At 41.8% G+C, this 22,452-nt stretch carries 23 protein-coding genes; 12 read left to right on the top strand and 11 right to left on the bottom strand.

Annotated features, from left to right (window positions below):
• The 3 genes from H6G96_RS13200 to H6G96_RS13190 all read right to left on the bottom strand — a co-directional run bounded on the left by H6G96_RS13200 (position 1) and on the right by H6G96_RS13190 (position 4,632).
• The gene (locus tag H6G96_RS13200; protein ID WP_190911877.1) at positions 1-1,467 is read right to left on the bottom strand and encodes an SIMPL domain-containing protein; all 1,467 of its coding nucleotides are present in this window, start codon (positions 1,465-1,467) and stop codon (positions 1-3) included.
• 331 nt (positions 1,468-1,798) lie between these two features.
• Positions 1,799-3,004, bottom strand: coding sequence for a HAMP domain-containing sensor histidine kinase (locus H6G96_RS13195; protein WP_190911876.1), 1,206 nt, complete (start codon positions 3,002-3,004; stop codon positions 1,799-1,801).
• A gap of 587 nt (positions 3,005-3,591) precedes the next feature.
• On the bottom strand, positions 3,592-4,632 hold the full coding sequence (locus tag H6G96_RS13190; RefSeq protein ID WP_190911875.1) for a hemolysin family protein: 1,041 nt from the start codon (positions 4,630-4,632) through the stop codon (positions 3,592-3,594).
• A 197-nt stretch (positions 4,633-4,829) separates the two neighbouring features.
• On the opposite strand from H6G96_RS13190, the gene H6G96_RS13185 reads away from it, so the two are divergent.
• The 4 genes from H6G96_RS13185 (at position 4,830) to H6G96_RS13170 (ending at position 9,041) form a co-directional block, all read left to right on the top strand.
• A complete protein-coding gene (locus tag H6G96_RS13185) occupies positions 4,830-5,057 on the top strand; it encodes a hypothetical protein (RefSeq protein ID WP_190911874.1) in 228 nt (75 codons plus the stop codon).
• A 168-nt stretch (positions 5,058-5,225) separates the two neighbouring features.
• Positions 5,226-5,585 (top strand): hypothetical protein, encoded by a 360-nt coding sequence (locus H6G96_RS13180; protein WP_190911873.1) that lies wholly within the window; start codon positions 5,226-5,228, stop codon positions 5,583-5,585.
• Positions 5,586-6,191: 606 nt separating this feature from the next.
• Entirely contained in the window at positions 6,192-7,544 is a 1,353-nt protein-coding gene (locus H6G96_RS13175) for a histidine phosphatase family protein (RefSeq protein ID WP_190911872.1), read from the top strand.
• A 132-nt stretch (positions 7,545-7,676) separates the two neighbouring features.
• On the top strand, positions 7,677-9,041 hold the full coding sequence (locus tag H6G96_RS13170; RefSeq protein WP_190911871.1) for a dihydroorotase: 1,365 nt from the start codon (positions 7,677-7,679) through the stop codon (positions 9,039-9,041).
• A gap of 536 nt (positions 9,042-9,577) precedes the next feature.
• On the opposite strand, the gene H6G96_RS13165 is transcribed toward H6G96_RS13170, so the two are convergent.
• Positions 9,578-9,748, bottom strand: coding sequence for a hypothetical protein (locus H6G96_RS13165; RefSeq protein ID WP_190911870.1), 171 nt, complete (start codon positions 9,746-9,748; stop codon positions 9,578-9,580).
• A 41-nt stretch (positions 9,749-9,789) separates the two neighbouring features.
• Here H6G96_RS13165 and H6G96_RS13160 point away from each other — a divergent pair, with 41 nt between their 5' ends.
• On the top strand, positions 9,790-10,584 hold the full coding sequence (locus H6G96_RS13160; protein WP_242063271.1) for a glycosyltransferase: 795 nt from the start codon (positions 9,790-9,792) through the stop codon (positions 10,582-10,584).
• A gap of 405 nt (positions 10,585-10,989) precedes the next feature.
• Here H6G96_RS13160 and H6G96_RS13155 read toward each other — a convergent pair whose 3' ends face one another.
• The 5 genes from H6G96_RS13155 to H6G96_RS13135 all read right to left on the bottom strand — a co-directional run bounded on the left by H6G96_RS13155 (position 10,990) and on the right by H6G96_RS13135 (position 15,288).
• The gene (locus tag H6G96_RS13155) at positions 10,990-11,823 is read right to left on the bottom strand and encodes a cyanophycinase (protein ID WP_190912029.1); all 834 of its coding nucleotides are present in this window, start codon (positions 11,821-11,823) and stop codon (positions 10,990-10,992) included.
• A gap of 508 nt (positions 11,824-12,331) precedes the next feature.
• Complete coding sequence (locus H6G96_RS13150; RefSeq protein ID WP_190911869.1) at positions 12,332-12,856, bottom strand: hypothetical protein; 525 nt, start codon at positions 12,854-12,856, stop codon at positions 12,332-12,334.
• Between the two features lie 134 nt (positions 12,857-12,990).
• Entirely contained in the window at positions 12,991-13,374 is a 384-nt protein-coding gene (locus H6G96_RS13145) for a signal peptidase I (RefSeq protein ID WP_190911868.1), read from the bottom strand.
• Positions 13,364-13,549, bottom strand: coding sequence for a hypothetical protein (locus tag H6G96_RS13140; RefSeq protein WP_190911867.1), 186 nt, complete (start codon positions 13,547-13,549; stop codon positions 13,364-13,366). Before H6G96_RS13140 ends, H6G96_RS13145 begins: the two co-directional genes overlap by 11 nt.
• Before the next feature lie 257 nt (positions 13,550-13,806).
• Positions 13,807-15,288 carry an energy transducer TonB gene (locus H6G96_RS13135; protein ID WP_190911866.1) on the bottom strand — a complete coding sequence of 494 codons (1,482 nt, stop codon included), beginning with the start codon at positions 15,286-15,288 and terminating at the stop codon, positions 13,807-13,809.
• A 342-nt stretch (positions 15,289-15,630) separates the two neighbouring features.
• Between H6G96_RS13135 and H6G96_RS13130 the strand changes: the two genes are divergently transcribed.
• Both H6G96_RS13130 and H6G96_RS13125 read left to right on the top strand, forming a co-directional pair.
• On the top strand, positions 15,631-16,284 hold the full coding sequence (locus H6G96_RS13130) for a MotA/TolQ/ExbB proton channel family protein (RefSeq protein WP_190911865.1): 654 nt from the start codon (positions 15,631-15,633) through the stop codon (positions 16,282-16,284).
• Positions 16,268-16,669 (top strand): biopolymer transporter ExbD, encoded by a 402-nt coding sequence (locus H6G96_RS13125; protein ID WP_190911864.1) that lies wholly within the window; start codon positions 16,268-16,270, stop codon positions 16,667-16,669. Before H6G96_RS13130 ends, H6G96_RS13125 begins: the two co-directional genes overlap by 17 nt.
• Before the next feature lie 85 nt (positions 16,670-16,754).
• On the opposite strand, the gene H6G96_RS13120 is transcribed toward H6G96_RS13125, so the two are convergent.
• Positions 16,755-17,522, bottom strand: a complete 768-nt coding sequence (locus H6G96_RS13120; RefSeq protein WP_190911863.1) for a thioesterase II family protein — start codon at positions 17,520-17,522, stop codon at positions 16,755-16,757.
• Positions 17,523-17,711: 189 nt separating this feature from the next.
• Here H6G96_RS13120 and H6G96_RS13115 point away from each other — a divergent pair, with 189 nt between their 5' ends.
• The 5 genes from H6G96_RS13115 (at position 17,712) to H6G96_RS13095 (ending at position 21,310) form a co-directional block, all read left to right on the top strand.
• The gene (locus H6G96_RS13115) at positions 17,712-18,077 is read left to right on the top strand and encodes a ferredoxin thioredoxin reductase catalytic beta subunit (RefSeq protein WP_041565931.1); all 366 of its coding nucleotides are present in this window, start codon (positions 17,712-17,714) and stop codon (positions 18,075-18,077) included.
• Positions 18,074-18,466, top strand: a complete 393-nt coding sequence (locus H6G96_RS13110) for a DUF309 domain-containing protein (protein WP_190911862.1) — start codon at positions 18,074-18,076, stop codon at positions 18,464-18,466. The genes H6G96_RS13115 and H6G96_RS13110 overlap by 4 nt, the downstream gene beginning before the upstream one ends.
• A gap of 258 nt (positions 18,467-18,724) precedes the next feature.
• Positions 18,725-19,222 (top strand): LptA/OstA family protein, encoded by a 498-nt coding sequence (locus H6G96_RS13105; protein ID WP_190911861.1) that lies wholly within the window; start codon positions 18,725-18,727, stop codon positions 19,220-19,222.
• Between the two features lie 28 nt (positions 19,223-19,250).
• Positions 19,251-19,979, top strand: a complete 729-nt coding sequence (gene lptB, locus H6G96_RS13100) for an LPS export ABC transporter ATP-binding protein (RefSeq protein ID WP_190911860.1) — start codon at positions 19,251-19,253, stop codon at positions 19,977-19,979.
• A 215-nt stretch (positions 19,980-20,194) separates the two neighbouring features.
• Positions 20,195-21,310: an LptF/LptG family permease gene (locus H6G96_RS13095; protein WP_190912028.1), complete on the top strand. Its 1,116-nt coding sequence runs from the start codon at positions 20,195-20,197 to the stop codon at positions 21,308-21,310.
• Positions 21,311-21,427: 117 nt separating this feature from the next.
• On the opposite strand, the gene H6G96_RS13090 is transcribed toward H6G96_RS13095, so the two are convergent.
• Positions 21,428-22,048: a CP12 domain-containing protein gene (locus H6G96_RS13090; RefSeq protein WP_190729927.1), complete on the bottom strand. Its 621-nt coding sequence runs from the start codon at positions 22,046-22,048 to the stop codon at positions 21,428-21,430.
• Positions 22,049-22,452: the final 404 nt, after the last annotated feature.

Genomic DNA, 22,452 nt, shown 5'->3' with positions numbered 1-22,452 from the left:
CTAAGTCGAGAGTCCTACTGGAGCTGGAAAATAAAGAATGTCTAGAGAAACACTAGCTTCTATCGTCTCAGGACTACCAATAATCGGAGTTGTAGCACCTGCTGTCAAAGCCCTATCTTCTGCTACATTAAACAGCAAAGGAGATGGGCTAGGATTGTTAGCTGAGTTAATATCAATATTAATAATCTCTCCGGGGGTTAACTGCAAGGTATTAAAAACAGCCCCAGCCTGAGCTTGAGCGTCTTTAACAGCTTCGCTAAGAACTTGCAGGCGTGCCTGCTGCAATGCTTCGTCTGAGGCAGTAAAGCTTATATTCTGTATTACATTCGCGCCTGCTTGGATAGCTGTGTCAATTGCTGCCCCAGCTCGCTCCGTTGGTAACTCAAACTGAAGTGTATTGATTCCTCGAAAGCCAGTTAAGGTTTGAGTACCATTTTCAAAGCTAAAGACGGGATTTAGTTGAATAGATGTAGTTTGAAGTTCTTGTGCCCCAAGGTTTTGCAGCACATCAACTACTGCTGTTGAACGTTCGGCAACTTGTTCTTGAACTTCGGTTGCGGTTTCTCCCTGTACTTCAATCCCCAGTTGCACCTCAGTTAAAGTAGTAGGAACAGTGACCTCTCCTTGACCAGTAACTTCCAATACCTGAGCAGTGTTTGGATTAGTGCTACTAGTCAGGGGAGCGATGAACCCAAGCGCCTGCTCACTCGCACCTGTGATATCAGTAGCCGAAGCGAGAGTGCCTACTGAATTTGGAGAATAACTGATATCTAAAGAAACACTAGCTTCTATCGTCTCAGGACTACCAATAATCGGAGTTGTAGCACCTGCTGTCAAAGCCCTATCTTCTGCTACATTAAACAGCAAAGGAGATGGGCTAGGATTGTTAGCTGAGTTAATATCAATATTAATAATCTCTCCGGGGGTTAACTGCAAGGTATTAAAAACAGCCCCAGCCTGAGCTTGAGCGTCTTTAACAGCTTCGCTAAGAACTTGCAGGCGTGCCTGCTGCAATGCTTCGTCTGAGGCAGTAAAGCTTATATTCTGTATTACATTCGCGCCTGCTTGGATAGCTGTGTCAATTGCTGCCCCAGCTCGCTCCGTTGGTAACTCAAACTGAAGTGTATTGATTCCTCGAAAGCCAGTTAAGGTTTGAGTACCATTTTCAAAGCTAAAGACGGGATTTAGTTGAATAGATGTAGTTTGAAGTTCTTGTGCCCCAAGGTTTTGCAGCACATCAACTACTGCTGTTGAACGTTCGGCAACTTGTTCTTGAACTTCGGTTGCGGTTTCTCCCTGTACTTCAATCCCCAGTTGCACCTCAGTTAAAGTAGTAGGAACAGTGACCTCTCCTTGACCAGTAACTTCCAATACCTGAGCAGTGTTTGCATTAGTGATACTAGTCAGGGGAGCGATGAACACAAGAGCCTGCTCACTCGCACCTGTGAGATTATTTGTGTCAGCCATCTTATTCTCCTTACTTAGATGATGTTTGATATCTGTTAATGTTTTAATCTTAGGAGTACTTTGTTAAGGCCATGTGCGAGTTAATATTCTGTAACACGTTTGTCTTCTCGAACTGAAGAGGGTCACAATTGTTGCGGTTAAGTCAGAAAAAGACAGTATGAGTTGGAATCTCTACGATCAAGCACGGCTAGTACAGCAAGGCAAAAGTCAAAAAAATCGGCGGGAATTGCATCCCCTCAAGGGGTGTCCAAATAACCATCCACGGATTTAGCCATTAGTCCAATGACTAATGACTAATGACTCCAAAGCGTTTCGATAGTCATATCTGAGCCTAGGTGTAGCCTGTCGTAGGCATTGTTTCTAATGGCAAAATTACTGTAAATGTAGACCCTTTTCCTAGCTGTGAATCTACTTTAATTTCACCATGCATTAACTGAACCAATCGAGAAACTATTGCTAAACCTAATCCTGTACCATCAGAACTTTGCACTTGGCGAGCAGTTACTTCACGAAAATAGGGATTGAAGATTTGTGCTTGAGCATCTGGAGAAATACCAATACCACTATCAGTAACTGAGATAGCCCACTGCTGTTGAGATATCGTCCAGCACTCTAAATGAATTGAACCAGATTCTGTGTAGCGAATTGCATTACTCAGCAGATTTGTTAGAATTTGCTGAAGCCGAAGAGGATCTGTGCTAACTTGACTTGGAGCATGTTCGCATTCAACAACCAAAGATAATTCTTTAGCACGCGCTAATGGCTCAATCATTTCTAAAATGAAGTTGATTAAACTACGCACATCAGTTAAAGTAGGCTGCAATTTCATCTGTCCGGCATCATAGCGCGAAATTTCCAGAGTATCGTTAATTAATCGGACAAGAAGTCTACCATTCTTGAGAACTCGCTCAATACTTTCAAGATTTGCATAGCTGTCTTTGAGTTCTGCTTGTTGACGCTGCTGGCGCAGAAATAAGTCTGCGTAACCGATGATTGAAGTGAGGGGCGTTTTCAGTTCATGAGCCAAATGAGAGAGGCTATCTTGATTGGCGCGAACCAAACGAGTTAGCTCTTGGTTAGTCAACCGCAACTGACTTTGGAGCTGTTTAAGCTCTTGTAATCTCCCTTGAGTATAACTGTTAAAACAACGGGCGATCGCTTCATCAATTACTGTATCAATCAGGCGAACAGCTCTTAGTACTTCTTGTGCAGATCCTTGTAATAAATCTTCTTCTAAAAAAGCAAAAATCACAAACCGGAGTAAACGATACTCTCGTGCAATTTCCTCTGGCTCAAATCCCTGTTGGGCGCGAAGTGTACCGTGTTCTAAACTTGCATCTACTACTGTCTGCAAATCGCTCGTTTCAGATTCAGAAAGTACTGTTGCTAACGCCTTTAAAACGCGGGGTAAGCTATCTCGTACAGCTTTAAAAGTAAGTTCATTAGTAGCTTCAATTTGTTCATCTTGGTAAACCGCTTCTACCCATTGATCAAGAATGGCATCACTTTTTGCAATTAAAGTTTGACTAAAATCCATTTTTTGCCCAACCAAACAGAGTCAGCGCGAAGCCCCTTGCGCTAGAGCTAGCTTAGTGCATTTGATGTCAAGTTGGCAACTGATGGAAGATGGAGGTTAGTGAAAAGACAGCTGATTGCTGAACTAGTTACTTTAGTTTATTTCACCATAAATGCAAGAGCGATCGCTTAACCAAGTAGATTGTGGTTATAAAGTAGGATACTGAACATTTTCAAGTTTTTATTATCTTATTTATCTAACTTTATTAAAACACACAACAAATACAATGTTTCTACTTTTTATATAATTATAATTTGTAAATATAACAATCCGATTTGATTTCTGAATCACTCGTAGAGGTAAGGGACTCTTTATTGGAGACTGGGGGCTGGGAAGAAGGAATAAAGGTGTACTGAGTTTTGTTCAAAAATCAAATATGAGTCCTATATTTGCATCAGTATACTTGCAATAGTATCAATCTACTACTAAATATAAAATCCGTGTTATCAGCAATCTGTAGTTTTTTACTGAAGCTACATTGAAAAAGAGTCTGCACAGTCAGCGTCGAGACAATGCAGATTATTTGTGATATCCAGGCAGAATTAAGCTTAATTTCCAGTATTCATAGACTGCAACATTTTTTCTCGCTTCTTGCGGGCAATTTCTTGTAAATCAACAGTTCTATCAGTCTCATCTACAATTTCACCAGTTATCACCTCAAGCACATCTTCCAAAGTGATTACACCAGCGATGCTTCCATATTCGTCTACCACTACTGCTAGATGTTCACGAGCTTCTATGAAGTTTTTCAACAGTTTATCTGCCCGAATTATTTCCGGGACAAAGTTAACTTTTCGAGTCAAAGTAGCGATTTTTCGATTGTTACTTCCTTCAATCATTGCTGTCAATAAATTCTGTTTTAAGGCGTATCCAATTACTTCATCAAGAGATTCATCTATCACAATAATCCGGGTATGTTGAGACGCAATAATGTTTGCTTTCGCCTCAGCAAGAGTCATATCCCCGTGGATGTACGTCAGCATAATTCGGGGTGTCATTAAATCAGATGCTGTCACATCATTTAATCTAAACACTCGCTGGATCATTTCTGCCTCATCACTTTCGATAATTCCCTCTTGATGTCCAATTTTCGCCAACAGCTTTATTTCAGCCTCATTCGTCGTTGGTCGTTTTTTCCCTTTGGCAAAGGGTGCAGTAACATTTTCTAGAATCCAGACTAAGGGTGTAAAAGCGATAGCAAGTCCAGCCACAGGTAGGGCTGCAAATATAGCGATTTGCTCAGAATAACGCTCTCCAATTGTCTTGGGGATGATTTCACCAAAAATGATAATCAAGAATGTCAATATTCCTGAAAATACACCAAGCCATTTGTCTCCTAATACTTGAGTAGCAATGCTACCTGTGAGAATACTCCCAATGATATTGAAAGTATTGTTGAGGATGACAATAGTCGCAATAGGCCGATTCATGTTTTCACGAATCGCTAAAAGTCTCACTGCTGATGGGTTATTTGATTGTGCTAATTGTCTGACTCTCAGTATCGAAACAGAGAAGAGGGCTGTTTCTACACTAGAACAAAGTGCTGAACCTAACAGAACAAAAAACACAATGATTAGAAGCTGTGGCATATACTTTCCCAAGTATGGGAAGCGAAAGTTGAGGTTAACTGATAGTCAAAGGAATTGCTATCTTGTTATCTTTTGAGTTTACCGCTTTCTTATTTTAAGCCCATCACCCAAGAAGGCTTTGTTTCCATAACACTAAATTTTGAGCCTTTAGGTAGTTGTATTATGTCTGCTTGATTACCAGGGATTTTAGAACAAGAATGATATTGATTAGCGATCGCTTTTCGGTCTTGTGGCAAATTGGGCTAGATGCGATCGCACAGCATCGTAGAGAAGAAGCTTGTTGTCAGACAGTGATTGCCACTAAACGAGCCAATGTAACTGATGTACCTGATGTACCTGACAATATCCCTGATTTAAGCTTGGTATATTTTAACGAAATTAACTGCGATTGCTTGGCAACTGAACTAGATAATCCAATTTACTAAGAGATGCCAAGGCTATAGCTTGGTAATGCTTAAAACAACGTAATCATTGACAAGCTAAGTATATACGCAATAAAATTATTGTAGTAGCACCTAACAATAGAGTAAATCAAAATAATTTTCCCAGAGAATAATAGACGAGCAATATTAAAGATAATTTGGATGAAACAAATGAACACCAAAATTATTGCTTTCTTAGGGATTATGGCAGGCTTTGCAAGCTTAGAAAGCCAGGTGTACGCACAGTCGTCACCAATATCAAGCTTAAATCCAGGACAATACAGATTAACTGGTGATTCTCTAGTTGGAATTAATAATAGAACAGCCCAAGATGACTTTAGAAGTTTTTTTGAGCAAACTAATCGAACAAGCATTTCCAACAATAATAATACAAGAGAGAATAAAACTCCAGTTAGAATCGAGTTTAACGAATCATTATCATTACCAGACATTTCTGTTTTCTTAGCGCCGGCTCAGTCTGGGAGTGAAAATGACCGATTGCAAGTACAGTTCGATTTAGAGGGAGAATAATTCAGCTATAAAATTTGATGCTGTAGTTTTGAATGTAGATCCCTTATTTATTGTTGTTTTAGAGCCAATACTTTATGTATTGGCTCTTCTTCTCTACCCTTTCCTTTTTTTTTGACCTTGGTTATTACCCTGACTTTTCACGGTATCTGAAAACCTCACTTCTATTTCTCTCTTCCTTTAAGGAGAGAGACTTTGAATTTTCCTCCTTCCCGTGTCGGGAAGGGGGTTAGAGGGTTAGATTTTCGTGAACTTTTCTACATAACGTGAAAAGTTAAAGTTACTGCTGGCAGTCACTATCTCATCAGAGCTTGCATTCTGCCCAAATACAGAAACTTTATCCATAGGAAAGCCTGCTGTTTTCAGTTCAGGCTAAAAGTCATGTAAATTAGGTATTATCACCAAAAACTTAAATAGAATCCAGTGCATCTCAAATAATTCTCCCTCATGTCTCCAAAAATACAGGCTAGTGGGATATTCAAGGCGATAGAGACAGCAATTCCAGCAGCGATGTAAATGCCGTCTTAGCTAAATGCACCTTCCTTAGCCGCTAATTGTGCAATCATTTTGCAGTAGAATTAATCGTCTAGATAAGAGGAGGGCTTTTAGATGACTAAGGTCATCATTGTGCGCCACGGTCAAAGCGCTTATAACACCGAGCGGCGTATTCAGGGACGCACTGATGCGTCAACATTAACTGAAAAAGGTCGTAACGATGCCAGTAAAGTAGGCAAAGCCCTCAGCAATATTTTATTTAATGCGATTTATAGCAGTCCCCTGCAACGAGCGAAACACACAGCAGATATTATCCATAGTGAGTTAGCTACTCATCCTGAACAATCTGCTGTAATTCAAGTTTCTGATTTACTGCTAGAAATAGACCTCCCTTTATGGGAAGGACTGCTGACTGCTGAAGTTAAGCAGAAGTTTGCCGATGACTATCGCACTTGGCATCAACGCCCCGATCAATTGCGGATGCTGCTAAATGATACAGAAGGAACAAGAGAACATTTTCCTGTTCTTGCTTTATACGAACAAGCGCGGCAGTTTTGGCAAGAAATTTTGTCTCAACATCAAGGTGAAACTATTTTGATAGTGGGACATAACGGCATTAATCGCGCCCTAATTAGCACAGCCTTGGGAATACCTGCAAGTCGCTACCATTCAATCCAGCAATCTAACTGTGGCATCACTGTACTAAATTTTGCTGGGGGATTGGGCGAACCAGTCCAGCTAGAATCCTTAAATCAGACGCAACACACTGGGGAAACTTTACCCTCATTGCGACCAGATCATCAAGGGATACGGTTGCTATTGGTGCGTCACGGTGAAACCGAATGGAATCGCCAAACCAGGTTTCAAGGGCAAATTGATGTCCCCCTCAACGACAACGGTAGACAACAGTCGCAAAAAGCAGGTGAATTTCTCAAAGAGGTAGCGATTGATTTTGCTGTAAGTAGCACAATGCTGCGCCCTAAAGAAACAGCAGAGATTATTTTAAAACAACATCCTAATGTAAAGTTAGACTTGCAAGCTGGTTTAAGAGAAATCAGCCACGGACTCTGGGAAGGAAAATTAGAAACAGAGATAGAGCAAGAGTTTCCCGGAGAGTTGCAGCGTTGGCGGTTAGTACCAACCCAAGTGCAAATGCCTGAAGGGGAAAATTTGCAAGAGGTGTGGGAACGTAGTGTTGCAGCTTGGCAATCAATTGTGGAAGCCGCAGTAACTAATCAATTCAAAACTGTATTAGTAGTAGCTCACGACGCAACTAATAAAACCTTACTTTGTCACATTCTGGGTTTACCGCTAGAAAATTTCTGGAATTTTCGCCAGGGTAATGGCGCAGTCAGCGTTATCGATTACCCTGCTGGAATCGATGGTTTACCAGTATTGCAAGCGATGAACATCACCGCTCACTTCGGTGGAGGCGTATTAGATAAAACAGCAGCAGGGGCATTGTAAAAAAGTTAGGAGTGAAAAATTATGAGTGATGAATAAAGTTAAAAATGATGAGCAAGGAACAAATAACTGATAACTCATAACTTATAACTCCTAACTCCTAACTTTATTCTTAACTCCTAACTAAAAAGTTTTATGACTGAATTGCTGCAAAAAGTACGGGTAATTGACCCGGTTTCTGAAATCGACGAACTCTTTGATGTGCTGATTGGTAATGGTTCTATCCAAGCAGTAGCTTCGCACATTGCGGATATAAGTCCCGATACTCAAATCAGAGATTGTCAGGGATTAGTTCTCGGGCCTGGATTAGTGGATTTGTACAGTCACTCCGGTGAACCAGGATTTGAAGAACGGGAAACCCTGTTATCTCTGTTACAATCTGCTACTGCTGGCGGCTTTACCAGAGTTAACATCTTACCTGATACATCCCCAGCTATTGATAACCCTGCACTTGTGGCACAGTTGCAGCAGAAGAGATGCGAAGAGATGAGAGAGAGGGAGAAAATTAGTTTGGCTCCCCCAATTACTGAGTTTAGCCTGAGCCGCGTCGAAGGCGTTGCCTCTCAAAGAAAAGGGCGTAGTCAAAGTGCTGCTTCTCCTCTCCCCCTGCTTCATCTGTGGGGTGCTATCACTCTAGATGTTGCTGGAAAGCAAATGACGGAATTTGCAGATTTAGCCTCTAGTGGAGTTGTTGGTTTTACCGATGGTAAACCCTTTGAAAATTTGGCGCTGGTGCGGCGAGTATTAGAATATCTCCAGCCGTTGGGTAAACTTGTGGCATTTCGGCCTAGCGATCGCCAGTTATCAGCAAATGGTGTAATGAGAGAAGGGCCAGATGCTCTGCGTTTTGGTTTACCCCCAATACCCGCCAGCGCTGAAACTACTGCGATCGCAGCAATGCTTGAATTGGTTGCAGCCATCGGTACACCAGTCCATATTATGCGCGTCTCCACATCTCGCAGCGTGGAACTGATTGCTTCAGCTAAGGCTGCTGGTTTACCCATCACCGCCAGCACCACCTGGATGCACCTTTTACTTGATACAAAAGCAGTTAAGAGTTATAACACTAGCTTGCATTTAGACCCGCCTTTAGGAAATCCTAGTGATGTGGCGGCGTTACGCGCAGGGGTGCGTGCGGGTGTGATAGATGCGATCGCTATTGACCACACACCCTACAGCTACGAAGAAAAAGTCCAAGCCTTTGCCGAAGCACCTCCAGGAGCAATTGGTTTAGAGTTAGCATTACCCTTGCTGTGGCAATATCTCGTTGAAACTGAGGAATTTACAGCTTTAGAATTATGGCGGGCATTGAGTACCAATCCAGCAGAATGTTTGGGGCAAAAAGTCAGTGCGATCGTACCTCATCAACCAGCAGAACTTACTTTATTTGATCCCCAAGAAACCTGGAAAGTCGAACGAAAAAATCTTTATACACTTTCACAAAATACACCTTGGTTAGGACAACAAGTGAAAGGTCGTGTTGTGCAGACCTGGTGTTGAAAAATGCAAACCAGTCTGAAATTCATGAAATTTAATGAAGGTACTAATGCATTGGTATTTTAAACTCAGCCTAACTTTAAGTAATTAAACAATAGCTCGTGTAGCTTACCTAAAATCACTAAATACAACTGCTCTATTGATATAAAATTGCTTGGGTTTTGTTTACTAAATTATACCTAATTTTTATTACTAGATTGTGTTATATTAACGCTTCAATAATTTTGATAACCCCGGAGATAACGTTACAAATAATACTACGATATCAATGGCATGGCATCCCTCGCAAATGCTGGAGCATATCTTAAAGATTTAGGCATCGAGCAGCGAGATTCTTTAGTTTTATGTAGCGTTAAATACCTTTGTGTTTATCAGCACAAAGGTATTTAATATTAGTCTGTTTTAGAAGGCAGAATAACTCTCATAAACAACAGTATTACTTGTGGAAAAATCAAGTTGGGAGGGGAGAACTCTTGCCAGTAGCCAATAATGATACCCCAATATCAATCTAGTACGCCACAGCATAGATAGAGCAACCATTAAAAATCGCTAAAAAGTAAAAAGCCAATTCTATAATCCTTTTGACTTCCGCCTTGCGGTACTAGCTTTATAGAAGTCAAACAACCTAGTTTTATATTTAGAGTGCAGCCAATTAAATCGAGCAGAAAAGCTGCAATTAACGCTTGAATATTATTTTTTAAACGACCCATTCAAGTGTTTCATTTTGGTACATTTTTGCCCCATTGATAACTTGAACAAAGTTAAGTTCATTCCCATCACGCTCAAACGATTTCATTACCAGTTTTTTGGTCACTCATTAGTTGCTATTACTTTGGCTAGCATCAAGAACATTATAAGTAATGCTTCTAATGCACAACTTGCCCATATTAGTCAACAACCTGGCTTATTTGAGTTTCCCATTGCCAACCTGCCACCGCACCTACATTATGTTGGCCCGTTGCGAAATGCTTCACCACAATTAGTTACATTTCCCTATGAGAAGTTGACTGGACAGCCGATGATTTACGCTTCTCTTGGAAGCGTGCAAAACACCAAAGAAGCAGTATTTCGTTGTATTGCTGCTGCTTGTAAAGGACTGGATGTACAACTAGTAATCGCTCATGGGGGTGGGATGAGTGAAGAAGCAGTGCGTTCGCTTTCGGGTTCTCCTTTAGTCGTTGAGTATGCTCCGCAACCAGATATACTAGCGCACGCTAGTCTGACAATAACTCATGCAGGGATGAATACGACATTAGATTCACTTAGCTATGGCGTACCTGTAGTAGCGATTCCGATCACCTTTGAGCAACCAGGAACTGCCGCGCGAATTCACTCCACTGGAGTAGGAGAGGTGATTTCTCTAGAAAAACTAAATATTTCCAACCTGCGATCAGCAATTAAGCGAGTGTTGACAAAAAATTCTTACAAAAACAATGCCCGCAGAATTCAGCAGTCAATTCAACTTTCAGGCGGCGTGAAACGGGCAGCAAATATCATTGAGCAAGTTACTCAATCCCAACGTTCTAAGGTTATAGAGATGGTATAAGTCCAATTCGCAATTCGCAATAAATTTCCTGATTTCGTTAGTTCCAGCTTTTTGTTGAATTACCCACTGAAAAATTGCTGATTCCTAGATTCGGAATTCTTCTTTAATAATTCTAAAACTTTGAAAAAGTAGAGAGTGATAAAGTAGTGATCGCATTTTTTGGAGATACAAATTTTCAGTTAAACTTTAATAAGCGTGCCATTCCGTTCTGAGACGAATGGCACGCTTATTAAGCATGACTAACGGTTTTTGAAAGGTTTTAACTCTTTGGTAAGGGATAGACTTAGAAAGAGGCGATTGCAACTAGCACGGTAAATAAATTGGCTTAAAAACCAACAAACATATTCCGCTTTAAATGTTTTTTCTTACCATTTATCTAGTGGGTTGAAATGTATCTGTTCAAAGTTAAGTATTTCCTGAACCTGCTAATACAGACACATTATTTAAAATAGGTTGGCGAGTTTTCAAATCAAATTTGTAGCCACGCGGTAATATATGAAGCTTTGCTCCACAAATTGCTAAAGCCTCATCCTTTAAAATTTCGCCCATATTGTCATATGTAGACTCTACATCGACAATTGTAACTGAACCTTCACCAATGATTTCAACCTGTCTATCAGTAACTACCATCGCAGTATTCTCATCAATACCAAATCCTAAATCAGCAGGCTCTTGTATCAAAGCTGAAATTAAGCGCCCCAAGCGTCCACGCTGTAGAAAATGTTGGTCAATTACTACTCCAGGCAGAAACCCTAAACCTGGCCCCATCTCTATAATTTCCATCCGAGGGTTAGTTTGAGAATCGCCTTCTACAATCATTTTATCTGGCATCACAGCTGCTCCTGCGCTTGTGCCTGCAATAACTGCCCCTTCAGCAAAACGCTTGTGAATAGCTGTGTCAAGTTCAGTATCTTTAAGAACGCTTGTGATCCGAGCTTGATCTCCTCCAGTAAAGAATATTCCTGTAGCTTTACTGACAGCTTCTAATGCCGTAGAAGAAGATGCATCATCACGAGTTTCCGTATCAACAATACGAGCATCTTCAGCTCCTAACCGTTCAAATACTCTAATATAATTTTCTCCAACCTCTCTAGGTAGTTCTGTCGCTGCTGTCATAATTACTATTTTTGCCTTCGTACCCCCAGCACGTCGTACAAACTCACGCAAGATTTCACAATCTTCCTTTTTATCTTCAGCGCCGCCAATAATTATGAGTTGTTTGCTAATACTTTCCACAATAACGACTCCTAATATTAAGTTAATTTCAATTAACTATGAAAATTAACACTAAACCATCAGTCTTTAGAGATATTGAATACATCCTTGAAGATGAGATTTTTGATTAACATTTTTTAATTTAGGGTGAATAGTCTAAAGTCAAACTCTCAACTTTGCTGCAATTAAAGAGGCAATTCTTTTCAGTTTTGTACGGCAGTCCTGTAACTTGGCTTAATATTTGGAATATTGGCTATGTTGATATGTCAGTCATCAAAAGCTATAGGCTAGGACTTACGCACTGTACAAATGCATCGTGATGTAAATTACCTATCTTGAGGAAGTTTTCAGCCTTTTCTTAATTATCCTGCGACCATAAATAGACCATGCTGTAGGGGCACAGCATTGCTGTACCCTTACGAAAGATATGGTTTTTAAGCTTGACTAATATTTGGTATTTCTTGTCAATGCGTAAGTCCTATAGGCTGTTGACTAATAAGTTGTGAAATTGGCAACCATTTAAGTTCGTACTTTATTGCACTTTCTTCAGATAGTGACGAACTCCTTCACTCATTTGTTGGAAATTAGGTGTAATCTGTTTTCCTAATGAATTCTCAACAATGCGGGCGATCGCCACTGTTAACTGTTGTGGTGTATCCTTGATCTGCTGCGGGTCAATAATTAGTTCACCCCGGCTCTGGATTAGCGTTCCTTTATCATCTTCGAGAAAGTGATTTTTGCCTGTAGAGTGAACTGCTTCACTAAAAACGTGGGTTTTGATCTGCCAACTAGTTGTATATTCAGAATTATTCCAAATAGAATCTTCTGTCCAATTGAGCAAATCTTCGCTTAGGAAAGCACGCGCTAGCGCTGGAAGATTGGCACCACCATACCAATCATGAACTAGGTATAAAAGTCCGTTTTGCTCTTGGCTTGATTTGAACTTAATTTGTCTAACCTTTGACATATACGGCACAAGTTCCGTTAGCTTGTCTCGATAAGTGGCATAAACCAAAGGACGAGGAAAGGGGATATGAGCTTCGATGCAAATCAACATGGAAATTCGTGCGGTAACGCACGTTGCTAACACAAAATGTTATTTAGGTTTTAGTCAAGGAAGCTTTCAGTTATTTCTATCAAAGCAAATAGTTACCGCTTTATTCTTAAGAAGTGCGGAATGTGGATTGAAAATTATTCTTGTGGCGATCGCACTGCTACACTATCACATGGTGTTGAAGGCCATCTCACCGTCAGAATAGTACAGTCGGACTGAGCAACCCAACAATGTGGTACACCTGCATACCACAACACATAATCACCCTCACGAGATAGAATCATCTCTCTATCCTCAAACTGAAGGCAAAATTCGCCATTAATCAAAATGGAAAGAGTAGCGGCGGTGTTGTTTACTCCCCACTCGTTCCTACAGTCTCCCGCTTTATGGACACCCCACTTTATTTCCAGCGCTGTAGTTGAGCGAGGATCATCATCTGGAGTGATGAAGTAACCCATAAACCAGCCCCAGCGATTTGCACCTTCGCTTGCAGCATTCCCAAAAATAACTTTAGGCTGCATCACTCACCTCAAAAGAAGGAAGTGAACTATTTACGCTTACCATAATCTCAATTGACAACAATACCCCCTTATATTGTTGTAGAGAGTCGGGTATTAGTTGCTCTAGATGAGAAATGCGTAGACATAGCCTTTCGTAAACATAGCTGATCACCTTGCTGAAGACTTCTTCATTCATAACCAATTAAAATAGATAAACACAGATGATTAATTATCAAAATTATTTGCATCCATCCGCGTCCATCTACGGTTTTAGATTAAGGTGAGTTCAACCAAATTCTACCTCCCGAGGCTAGGGTATACACACAAGTCCTAAAATCCTTTAGCCAAATTTTTTTCAGACTGAAACTGTCACACTCACCTATATCCCGTCCCTAAAAGGGGATGGGATATAGGTGAGTGTTGACTGTTAACAATTAACAGTTAACTGCTAACTTACTCTTGACTGGGAGCAGCAGGTTGCGATTGAGGTTGTTGACGTAAACCGCGCAAAGATTCCCGCAACTTGTTCTGACTAGCGTTGTCTGTCCGCCGCCGACGACGGCGATTTGCAGTTGGTTGGGGCTTTTGTGATGAATCGGTAACCGTTTGCTCACGCCGGATGCGGCGTAAAGACTCTCTTGCACTTCCTTGAGTGGGAGTTGTCCTAACTCTAGATGATGAGTTTCTAGGAGTACTTTCTGCTCTTTGAGGTTCCAACCGTCTACTAAATCCAGATATTGCTGGTTTTGTGGCTGTAGCTTGATTAGATGCAGGTATCATCTCTCTGCGCCTACGTCTTGGAGTTTCCTGTGTAGAGTTGGCAGTCGTTGTCTGCCGAGTTCTTTCTTCTGCTTGTCTTTGTGCTTGGCGTTCTTGAACTTGGCGCGATCGCCGTGAACCTTTGATGGCAAATTCAGTGGCTATAGCTACCCCTTGTCTACCACCTTCTGCGGGTTTTAATTTCCAGTTACGCGCCTGTCTCATGGTTTCTTCATCCAAGTCACGGTTTCCACTGGAACGAGCAACCCGCACATTGGTAACATTACCTTGTGCATCAGTATCTACAGCTACTTCTACTCTGCCTTCAATTCCTCGCCGTCTTGCTGCCTCTGGATATTTGGCATTACATTCGCGGCAGGCTGCACGACCATTACCATTACCTGAACTGTTAATTTTTGGAGGTGTAGGCGCTGTTGCTACTGTAGGACGGTTTCCAGTGCCGCTACCTGTAACACTGCCAATGCCACTGCCAATTCCACTGCCAGTGCCACTACCAATTCCACTGCCAGTGCCACTGCCAGTACCGCTACCAGTACCAGTGCCAGTACCGCTACCAATGCCTCCGCCAGTGCCAGTGCCAGTACCTCCACCAGTGCCAGTACCAGTGCTTGTACCTACAGCAATACCACTACCTGAGCCTAAACCAACACCAGAGCCGCCACCGCCACCACCACCACCACCGCCACTACTCTGAGGAGCAACAGTTGTCAGAGGGACGAATGGCTTGGGAGCAATTTGCGTATTTGTTGGCTGTGGGTTTTGAGTAGTTTGTTTTGGTTGTTCAACTGGCTGAGTTTGAGTAGTTTGTTTTGGTTGTTCAACTGGCTGAATTTTTGGTTTTTCAATAAATTCTTGTACTGGTTTTTGTAATGGTGGAGTTTCTATAGACTGTTTCTGAATAACTTCTGGTAATTTTTTGGGTTCTTCTGGAATTTTTTCGAGCGGTTTTTCTGGTTCCGCAGTCGGAGAATCCACGATCGCCACCTCTATTGGTTCTTCTTCTCCCGTAGGGACTCTCGTCAAATAATTACTTATGCCTGAGGACAGTAGGCCGATATGCAGCGCCAGTGAACCTATCAGACTGTAAGTCAGAAAAGACTTGAGAGCCTCAACTTCTTTGGAACGTTGCTCGACATTAATGCCAGAAAAGCTCATAGCTATTGCTACCCATTCTCACTAACTTAGCTATCTTAGAATGCAAGGTTACAAATATCAAGTAAAAAATTAAAATTACTTGCGATCGCGTTACGGAACCCTGCACTAGCAAAAACATCTTTTCAAACCACCAATATCATGGTTTTTGGACAAAGTTAATTTTTGTTTCAATTCAATTAAATTATTTTATGTAAAACAAACGGATAAGTAAATAAAAGTCATGAACATTACATTTGAAAAATTTATCATTATATTTTATATTTTATTGAGAAAAAGTTTCAGCTTTTCTCTAGATTCTGGTAGTCTGATTTTGTATTGTGGACGACGTTATAGAGGCACTACATGGGAATTCAGAATTTGTTTGCAGCAGGCGGTGTGGTCATGTGGCCCCTGTTGGCGTTTTCGGTATTGGGTGTGGCACTAATCTTCGAGCGGATCAGGTTTTGGGTAAGGATCAATAAGCGTCAAAACCGCGTGGTGCGAGATGTTTTGAATCTCTACCGTCTCGATAATGTTGTCGGTGCAATGGATAAACTTCAGAAAAATGCAGACTTGCCACTCGCCCGGATTTTTCTAGCGGCTTTAGAATTAGAAGAGCCAAATCCAGAGGAATTTCGTTTGGCGTTAGAAAGCGAATCGCAGGCTGAGATACCTGTGTTAAAACGTTTCCAAAACCTTTTCGATACAATCATTAGTCTGTCACCACTGTTAGGTCTTCTCGGCACAGTATTAGGATTGATAACCTCCTTTGCTTCGCTAAATCTTGGTGACGTGGGAGGTAGCAGAACGGCAAGTGTTACAGCTGGGATTAGTGAAGCCCTAGTATCAACAGCAGCAGGATTGATAGTTGCTATATTCATACTCTTGTTTTCCAATACCTTCCGGGGACTGTACCAACGGCAAATCGCCCTAATTCAGGAGTATGGGGGACAGCTAGAATTACTTTACCGTCGTCGCTATGAACGAGGAGAAAAAACGTATGCGTCTACAAGATGAACCAGATATCCCAGCACAGATTAATATCGTGCCGATGATTGACGTGATATTTGCGATTTTGACATTTTTTATCATGTCAACTCTGTTTTTAACACGCTCAGAAGGTTTGCCAGTAAATTTACCGAAGGCAGCCACAGCAAAACAACAACAAGTTCCCTCTAAAGTTACTATCACGGTAGATGAACAAGGAGTAGTAAGCTTAAACCGCAAACCAACCACTGTTGATGATTTAACAGCGCAAGTACGTGCTCTAGTTGGTTCTAACTCAGAAGTGTTGGTAATTATTAATGCTGATGAAAAAGTTGGTCACGGGAAGGTAGTGGCTGTGATGGATCGCGTACGTCAAGTTGAAGGGGCAAAATTAGCGATCGCTACCCAAAAATAAACAGTAGAAATATTGTATATCAGAAGTTCAGAGAGTCAGGAAAATTCTATATTCTGGCTCCTAACTCCTTTGTGCGTGATAACTACTACCAGCTACGCTTACACATCTGCAATTCTTGATATATAAATTTAAATAATAATTCTGGGTGTGAATGGATAAAAAAGTGGTCGCCGTTGAACTCATGTAATGAGAAACCAGCAATAGTCTGTTCTCGCCATGCTTGCAAAGCTTCATGACTAACTTCTTGGTCTTGCAAACCACCAAAAACAGTAATAGGACACTCCAGTGGCTGTTTTTGAGTGTAAATATAAGTTTCTAGAACTGCAAAATCTGCCCGCAAAATGGGGAGGAACATCTGCATCAGTTCCGGGTTTTCCAACACTGCTTTAGGTGTACCGTTAAGACTGCATAGCTCGTCCTGTAAATCAGAGTCTGAAAGGACATGGAGGGGTGCTTTGGTAAGTGGCAATTGCGGGGCGCTACGAGCAGAGATGAAGATGTGAAAGGGAGTAAGATTATACTGAGAGCGAAGTAGATGGGTCAACTCAAAACTAACTAATCCGCCCATACTGTGACCGAAGAAGGCGAATGGTTTGTCTAAGTATGGTAACAGAACTGGAGCGATCGCTTCAATAAGAGATTCTAATCGCGTTAAGGGTGGTGACTTAATCTGTCTTCCCCGTCCCGGATATTCCACAGCACAGACTTCGACATTACTAGGTAGATTATTAGGCCAAGTGCGAAAAATTGCCGCGCTACCACCAGCGTAGGGGAAGCAGAATAAACGCAAGTTTGCTTGAGGATTGGGTTGGGGACAGATAACCCAGGAATTGAAGCTTGGCGTAGTTGTCATAATAGAGTTTAGAGTTAGAGAACACAACTCTGGTTTAATTTTTAAATATTTGAACGTTTACGGTATATTGCTGTTTATGCTACGTAAAACAATTTGGGCGGGTAAGGTTGGGGAAATTCACCCAGTAATCGCCACATGAGGCTGAGGTACAATGCAAAGAAATATTTAAATTATGAGCGACCGATCCACATGATCACATCAGAACATAACACAAAATCCAGCGATAAGAGTCTAGAGGCAATGCGGCATTTTTCCGAACAATACGCCAAGCGGACTGGAACATACTTCTGTTCTGAACCTTCAGTTACCGCAGTTGTGATTGAAGGACTAGCCAAACATAAAGATGAACTAGGTGCGCCTTTATGTCCCTGTCGCCATTACGAAGATAAAGAAGCTGAAGTTCATGCCACGTATTGGAACTGTCCCTGTGTGCCAATGAGAGAACGTAAAGAGTGCCATTGTATGTTGTTCCTCACCCCTGACAACGAGTTTGCTGGAGAAAAACAAGACATTTCTCTCGAAACTATTAAAGAAGTACGAGACAGCATGGGATGAGCGAAATCATCCCCCAAGAGTTTTGGCAAGGTGTAGAACAGTTCAATTCTGGTCAGTTCTACGCCTGCCATGACACTTTAGAGGCTTTGTGGATTGAAGCTGGCGAACCGGAAAAAAGCTTTTATCAAGGTATTCTCCAAATTTCTGTGGCGCTGTATCATTTGGAAAATGGGAACTGGCGAGGTGCAGTAATTCTATTAGGAGAAGGCGGTAATCGCTTACGCCGTTACCCATCTAGTTACGGGGGCGTTGACGTAGATGAACTATTGAGTCAGAGCGCAGCATTGTTGACAACATTACAACAAATAGGACCAGATAAGATTACATCTGGTGATCTGGGTGAAAATCAAGTTTTATCTTTGCCCAAAATTGTGCTGTCTACTGATTAGACATCTGGTAAATTAATTATGCGTTGTCCGAAATGCTTGGTGGGCACAATTTATGTAGACGCAAAGCGGTTTCTTGAAGGGTATTGTGCTTACCTCATTTTCACTTAAATGCCAATTTCCTGAAACCTTGAGTTTGGGGGTAGCGTCACTATTTCAGCCAGTAGTTATCGTAAATCACTCCAGATTATATATTTCATATCTGGATAAAGTACTTGAGATAATTAGAGTGCAAGCTGAAATCCTGAATCCCCAATTGCTATGATGCCCTGCTATCAATTGCCCATATCCCAGATGCGTCGCTTTGGATTAGCTTTAATGCTGCCAGCTGCACTCTTGGGCACTTTTGCCTTCCCTACCCAAGTGCAAACCGCTACTGCACAAACATCTGGAGGAAACCGCCCCCTTACCATCCGCGCTGATGTGCAAGAATATGACGCCAAAAATCAAGTAATCACAGCTCGCGGTAACGTGCAAATGTTGTATCCTTCTCGCCAGCTTCAGGCAACATCTGCCCAAGCACAGTACTTTAGTAAGGAACGCCGAATTGATTTCAGTGGCAACGTCTATATTTTGCAACAGGGCGGTAACAGTATGCGGGCTGAGAAGGTAACTTATTTAATTGATGAAGGACGATTTGTTGCCTTACCCCAATCCAACCGTCAGGTAGAGTCCATCTACATGGTCGAGGAATCAGATAATGGTGGACAATCGGCAACACCTGCCCCCCAGACTCCAGCTTTGAGGCGTTCTAATTAGCATCTCCCATTAAGAAAGGGCACGAGCAATGAAAATTGTTTTAGAGAATATTCACAAATCTTACGGCAAGCGAGTAATTGTCAATCGTGTCAATCTTTCTGTTGCTCAGGGCGAAATCGTTGGTTTACTAGGCCCCAATGGGGCTGGTAAAACGACGACATTTTATATTGCTACAGGTTTAGAAAAGCCCAACCAAGGAAAAGTTTGGTTGGGTAATTTGGACGTTACAGGAATGCCAATGCACAAAAGGGCACGATTGGGTATTGGCTATTTAGCACAAGAACCAAGCGTTTTCCGCCAACTCTCGGTACAGGATAATATTCTGTTAGTACTAGAGCAAACGAATGTGCCACGATGGGAGTGGTCAAGGCGACTCACAACTTTACTGCGGGAGTTTCGGTTGGAAAAATTAGCCAATAGCAAAGGAATTCAACTTTCTGGTGGTGAGCGACGGCGGACGGAATTAGCGAGGTCTTTAGCGGCTGGACAAGAAGGGCCAAAATTTTTACTTTTGGATGAACCATTTGCCGGAGTTGATCCGATCGCAGTCTCAGAAATTCAGCAAATTGTCGCCCAACTGCGCGATCGCGGCATGGGAATCTTAATTACAGATCATAATGTCCGCGAAACCCTAGCTATCACCGATCGCGCCTACATCATGCGCGAGGGACAAATTCTCGCTTTTGGCGGTGCTGACGAACTCTACAGTAATCCCCTGGTGCGGCAATATTATTTAGGGGATAATTTTCAGGTCTAAATTCACAGTTTTTTAGTTCATAATTTTAAAGGCTATTATTCATTTTTAAACATGAATTTATTAGTTAATTTTCAGTTATTTAAAATTAAATTTTAATGACAGTAGATATACTTTTCTTCGCCAGGGTTACTAATATTTGAATTTTCAAATTGCTTATGATATCAAAAAAGCTCGCATCTTTCTACAGCCTCCATTCGCTGCTGCCTTTTACGATCATGGATCGCTATCTTGCCAGCGAATTGTTAGCGCCGTTTTTCTTTGGTGTCGGAGCTTTTTCATCAATTGGTGTCACCATTGATGCTGTATTTGATTTAGTCAGAAAAATCGTAGAATCTGGGCTACCTATAGACATTGCCATTCAGGTTTTTTTGTTAAAGTTTCCCAACTTTATTGTTTTAGCCTTTCCCATGTCTACACTGCTGGCGACTTTGATGACATACAGTCGTCTTTCTAGCGAGAGCGAATTAATTGCCCTGCGGGGCTGTGGGGTGAGTGTCTATCGCATGGTGCTAACTGCTGTGATGTTAAGTCTTGTGGTTACAGGAATGACATTTGTCTTTAACGAACAAATTGCACCAGCAGCAAATTACCAAGCGGCGATGACTTTAGAAAAGGCCCTCAAATCAGACAAGCCAACTTTCAAACAGCAAAATATTTTCTATCCTGAATATCAGGATGTTACACAGAAAGATGGCTCTAAGAATAGGATACTGACACGCTTATTTTACGCCGACCAATTTGATGGTAAACGAATGTCAGGTTTGACGATTATAGACCGTTCAACAAAAAATCTGAATCAAATTGTGGTATCAGAATCTGCTCAGTGGAATGCTTCTCAAAATGTCTGGGATTTTTACAATGGAACCATCTATTTTGTCGCTGCCGATCGCTCTTATCGTAACATCGTCAGATTTGAACACCAGCAACTACAACTACCGCGTACGCCGTTAAGTCTGGCAGAAAAAAGCCGCGACTATGGTGAGATGAATATTGCCGAATCACTAGATCAACTAGAAGTAGAATATCTTGGTGGCGATCGCGCAAAAATTCGTAAACTCCAAGTACGGATTCAACAGAAAATCTCACTACCCTTTGTATGTGTAGTTTTTGGCTTGGTAGGTGCAGTGATGGGAAGCATACCCCAGCGAACTGGGAGAGGAACCAGCTTTGGGATTAGTGTCGTTGTTATTTTTTCGTATTACTTAATTTTCTTTATTAGTGGTGCGATCGCGCAAGCAGGTGTCCTCTCCCCCTTTATGGGGGCTTGGTTGCCCAACTTTGTTTTTTTGGGAATAGGTCTATTCTTATTGATGCGAGTTGCTAGACGTTAAATCGAGATAGCAGGAAGTAGAGGGAAGAATAAAAAATTACCTCTTCCCCCTCTGCTCCCTGCCCCCTGCCTCTTTCCAATTCCCAATGCCCCCTTTTTCTTCATCCTCACACTTCAATTAGGGATGATAATTTCGACATTCCGGTGCATCTGGGTTTTCTTTACAGTATTCTTCAAAAGAGACTTTAGCTGATACCATCCCCTCAGCTTTTTGATGAGCTGCTTCTGCTTGAAGTTCTTCTACCTCATCCCAGGCGGCTGCACAGGCTTTAGAATAAGCACCTTGTTCGGTGCAAATAGACCGAGACTGCTCAATGGCTTTTTGAATTCTTTCCTCTAGCAGTAGGGCTTTTGGCGCTTCTACAAAGTCACTTTTGGTCAAAATATCGGTAATCGAGATGATGCCCAACAGCTTACCTTGAATTACAGGTGCTCGATGAATACCAGTGTTAGCAAATAACCGCGCTACATATTCCACACCCAAATCAGGATTTACGACAATGCAAGGCTTGCTCATAATTTCGTAAACCCACACTTGCTTCGGATCTTTACCGTAGGCTGTTACCTTATAAACAATATCCGTTTCTGTGACAATGCCATAAGCATCATTGTCATGGCGAATATCTACAACTAGCGCCCGTAGTTTTTTTTCCTTCATCAGCCCCACTGCTTCAGCAACAGTCGCCGAACCACGAATGGTAACTACGTTTTTAGTCATGATATCTTCAGCTTTCATCATTGCTGTAGTCTCCTGGTTAATAGTACGGTGCAGCACAGCGCCCTCAGAGGCGTATGTATCGAAGCATTGCAGCGCACGGTTTGCTAACTAGAAAGTAAAAAAGTTGAACTTTTGTCTTGCCACAACAATAAATTAGACCAGTTGTCAACTCCTGATGTTATCCAATGTGACCGATACCCAAAAAATAATCATAAATTGCCATAACTTTCTAGAAAATCTCCTCAAGGAAGAGGACAGGGGGCAAAGGTGATCACTGAGCGTAGCCGAAGTGGAGCAGGGAGTAAGGGGGAGAACTTCATAAATGTAGGGCTGCTAAAACCTTCGATTGCAAGGGAATTTCAGAATCTTGCTACCCTGCTCCCTTGCCTCTTTGGTCAAAGGACTCCAGCCGCTAAAAAGTAAAT

It is taken from the genome of Nostoc sp. FACHB-892 (genome assembly GCF_014698795.1).
Classification (GTDB): Bacteria; Cyanobacteriota; Cyanobacteriia; order Cyanobacteriales; family Nostocaceae; genus Nostoc.
The sequence above is the reverse complement of the archived record's forward strand: the minus strand, read 5'-3'. Positions and strand labels throughout refer to the sequence as shown.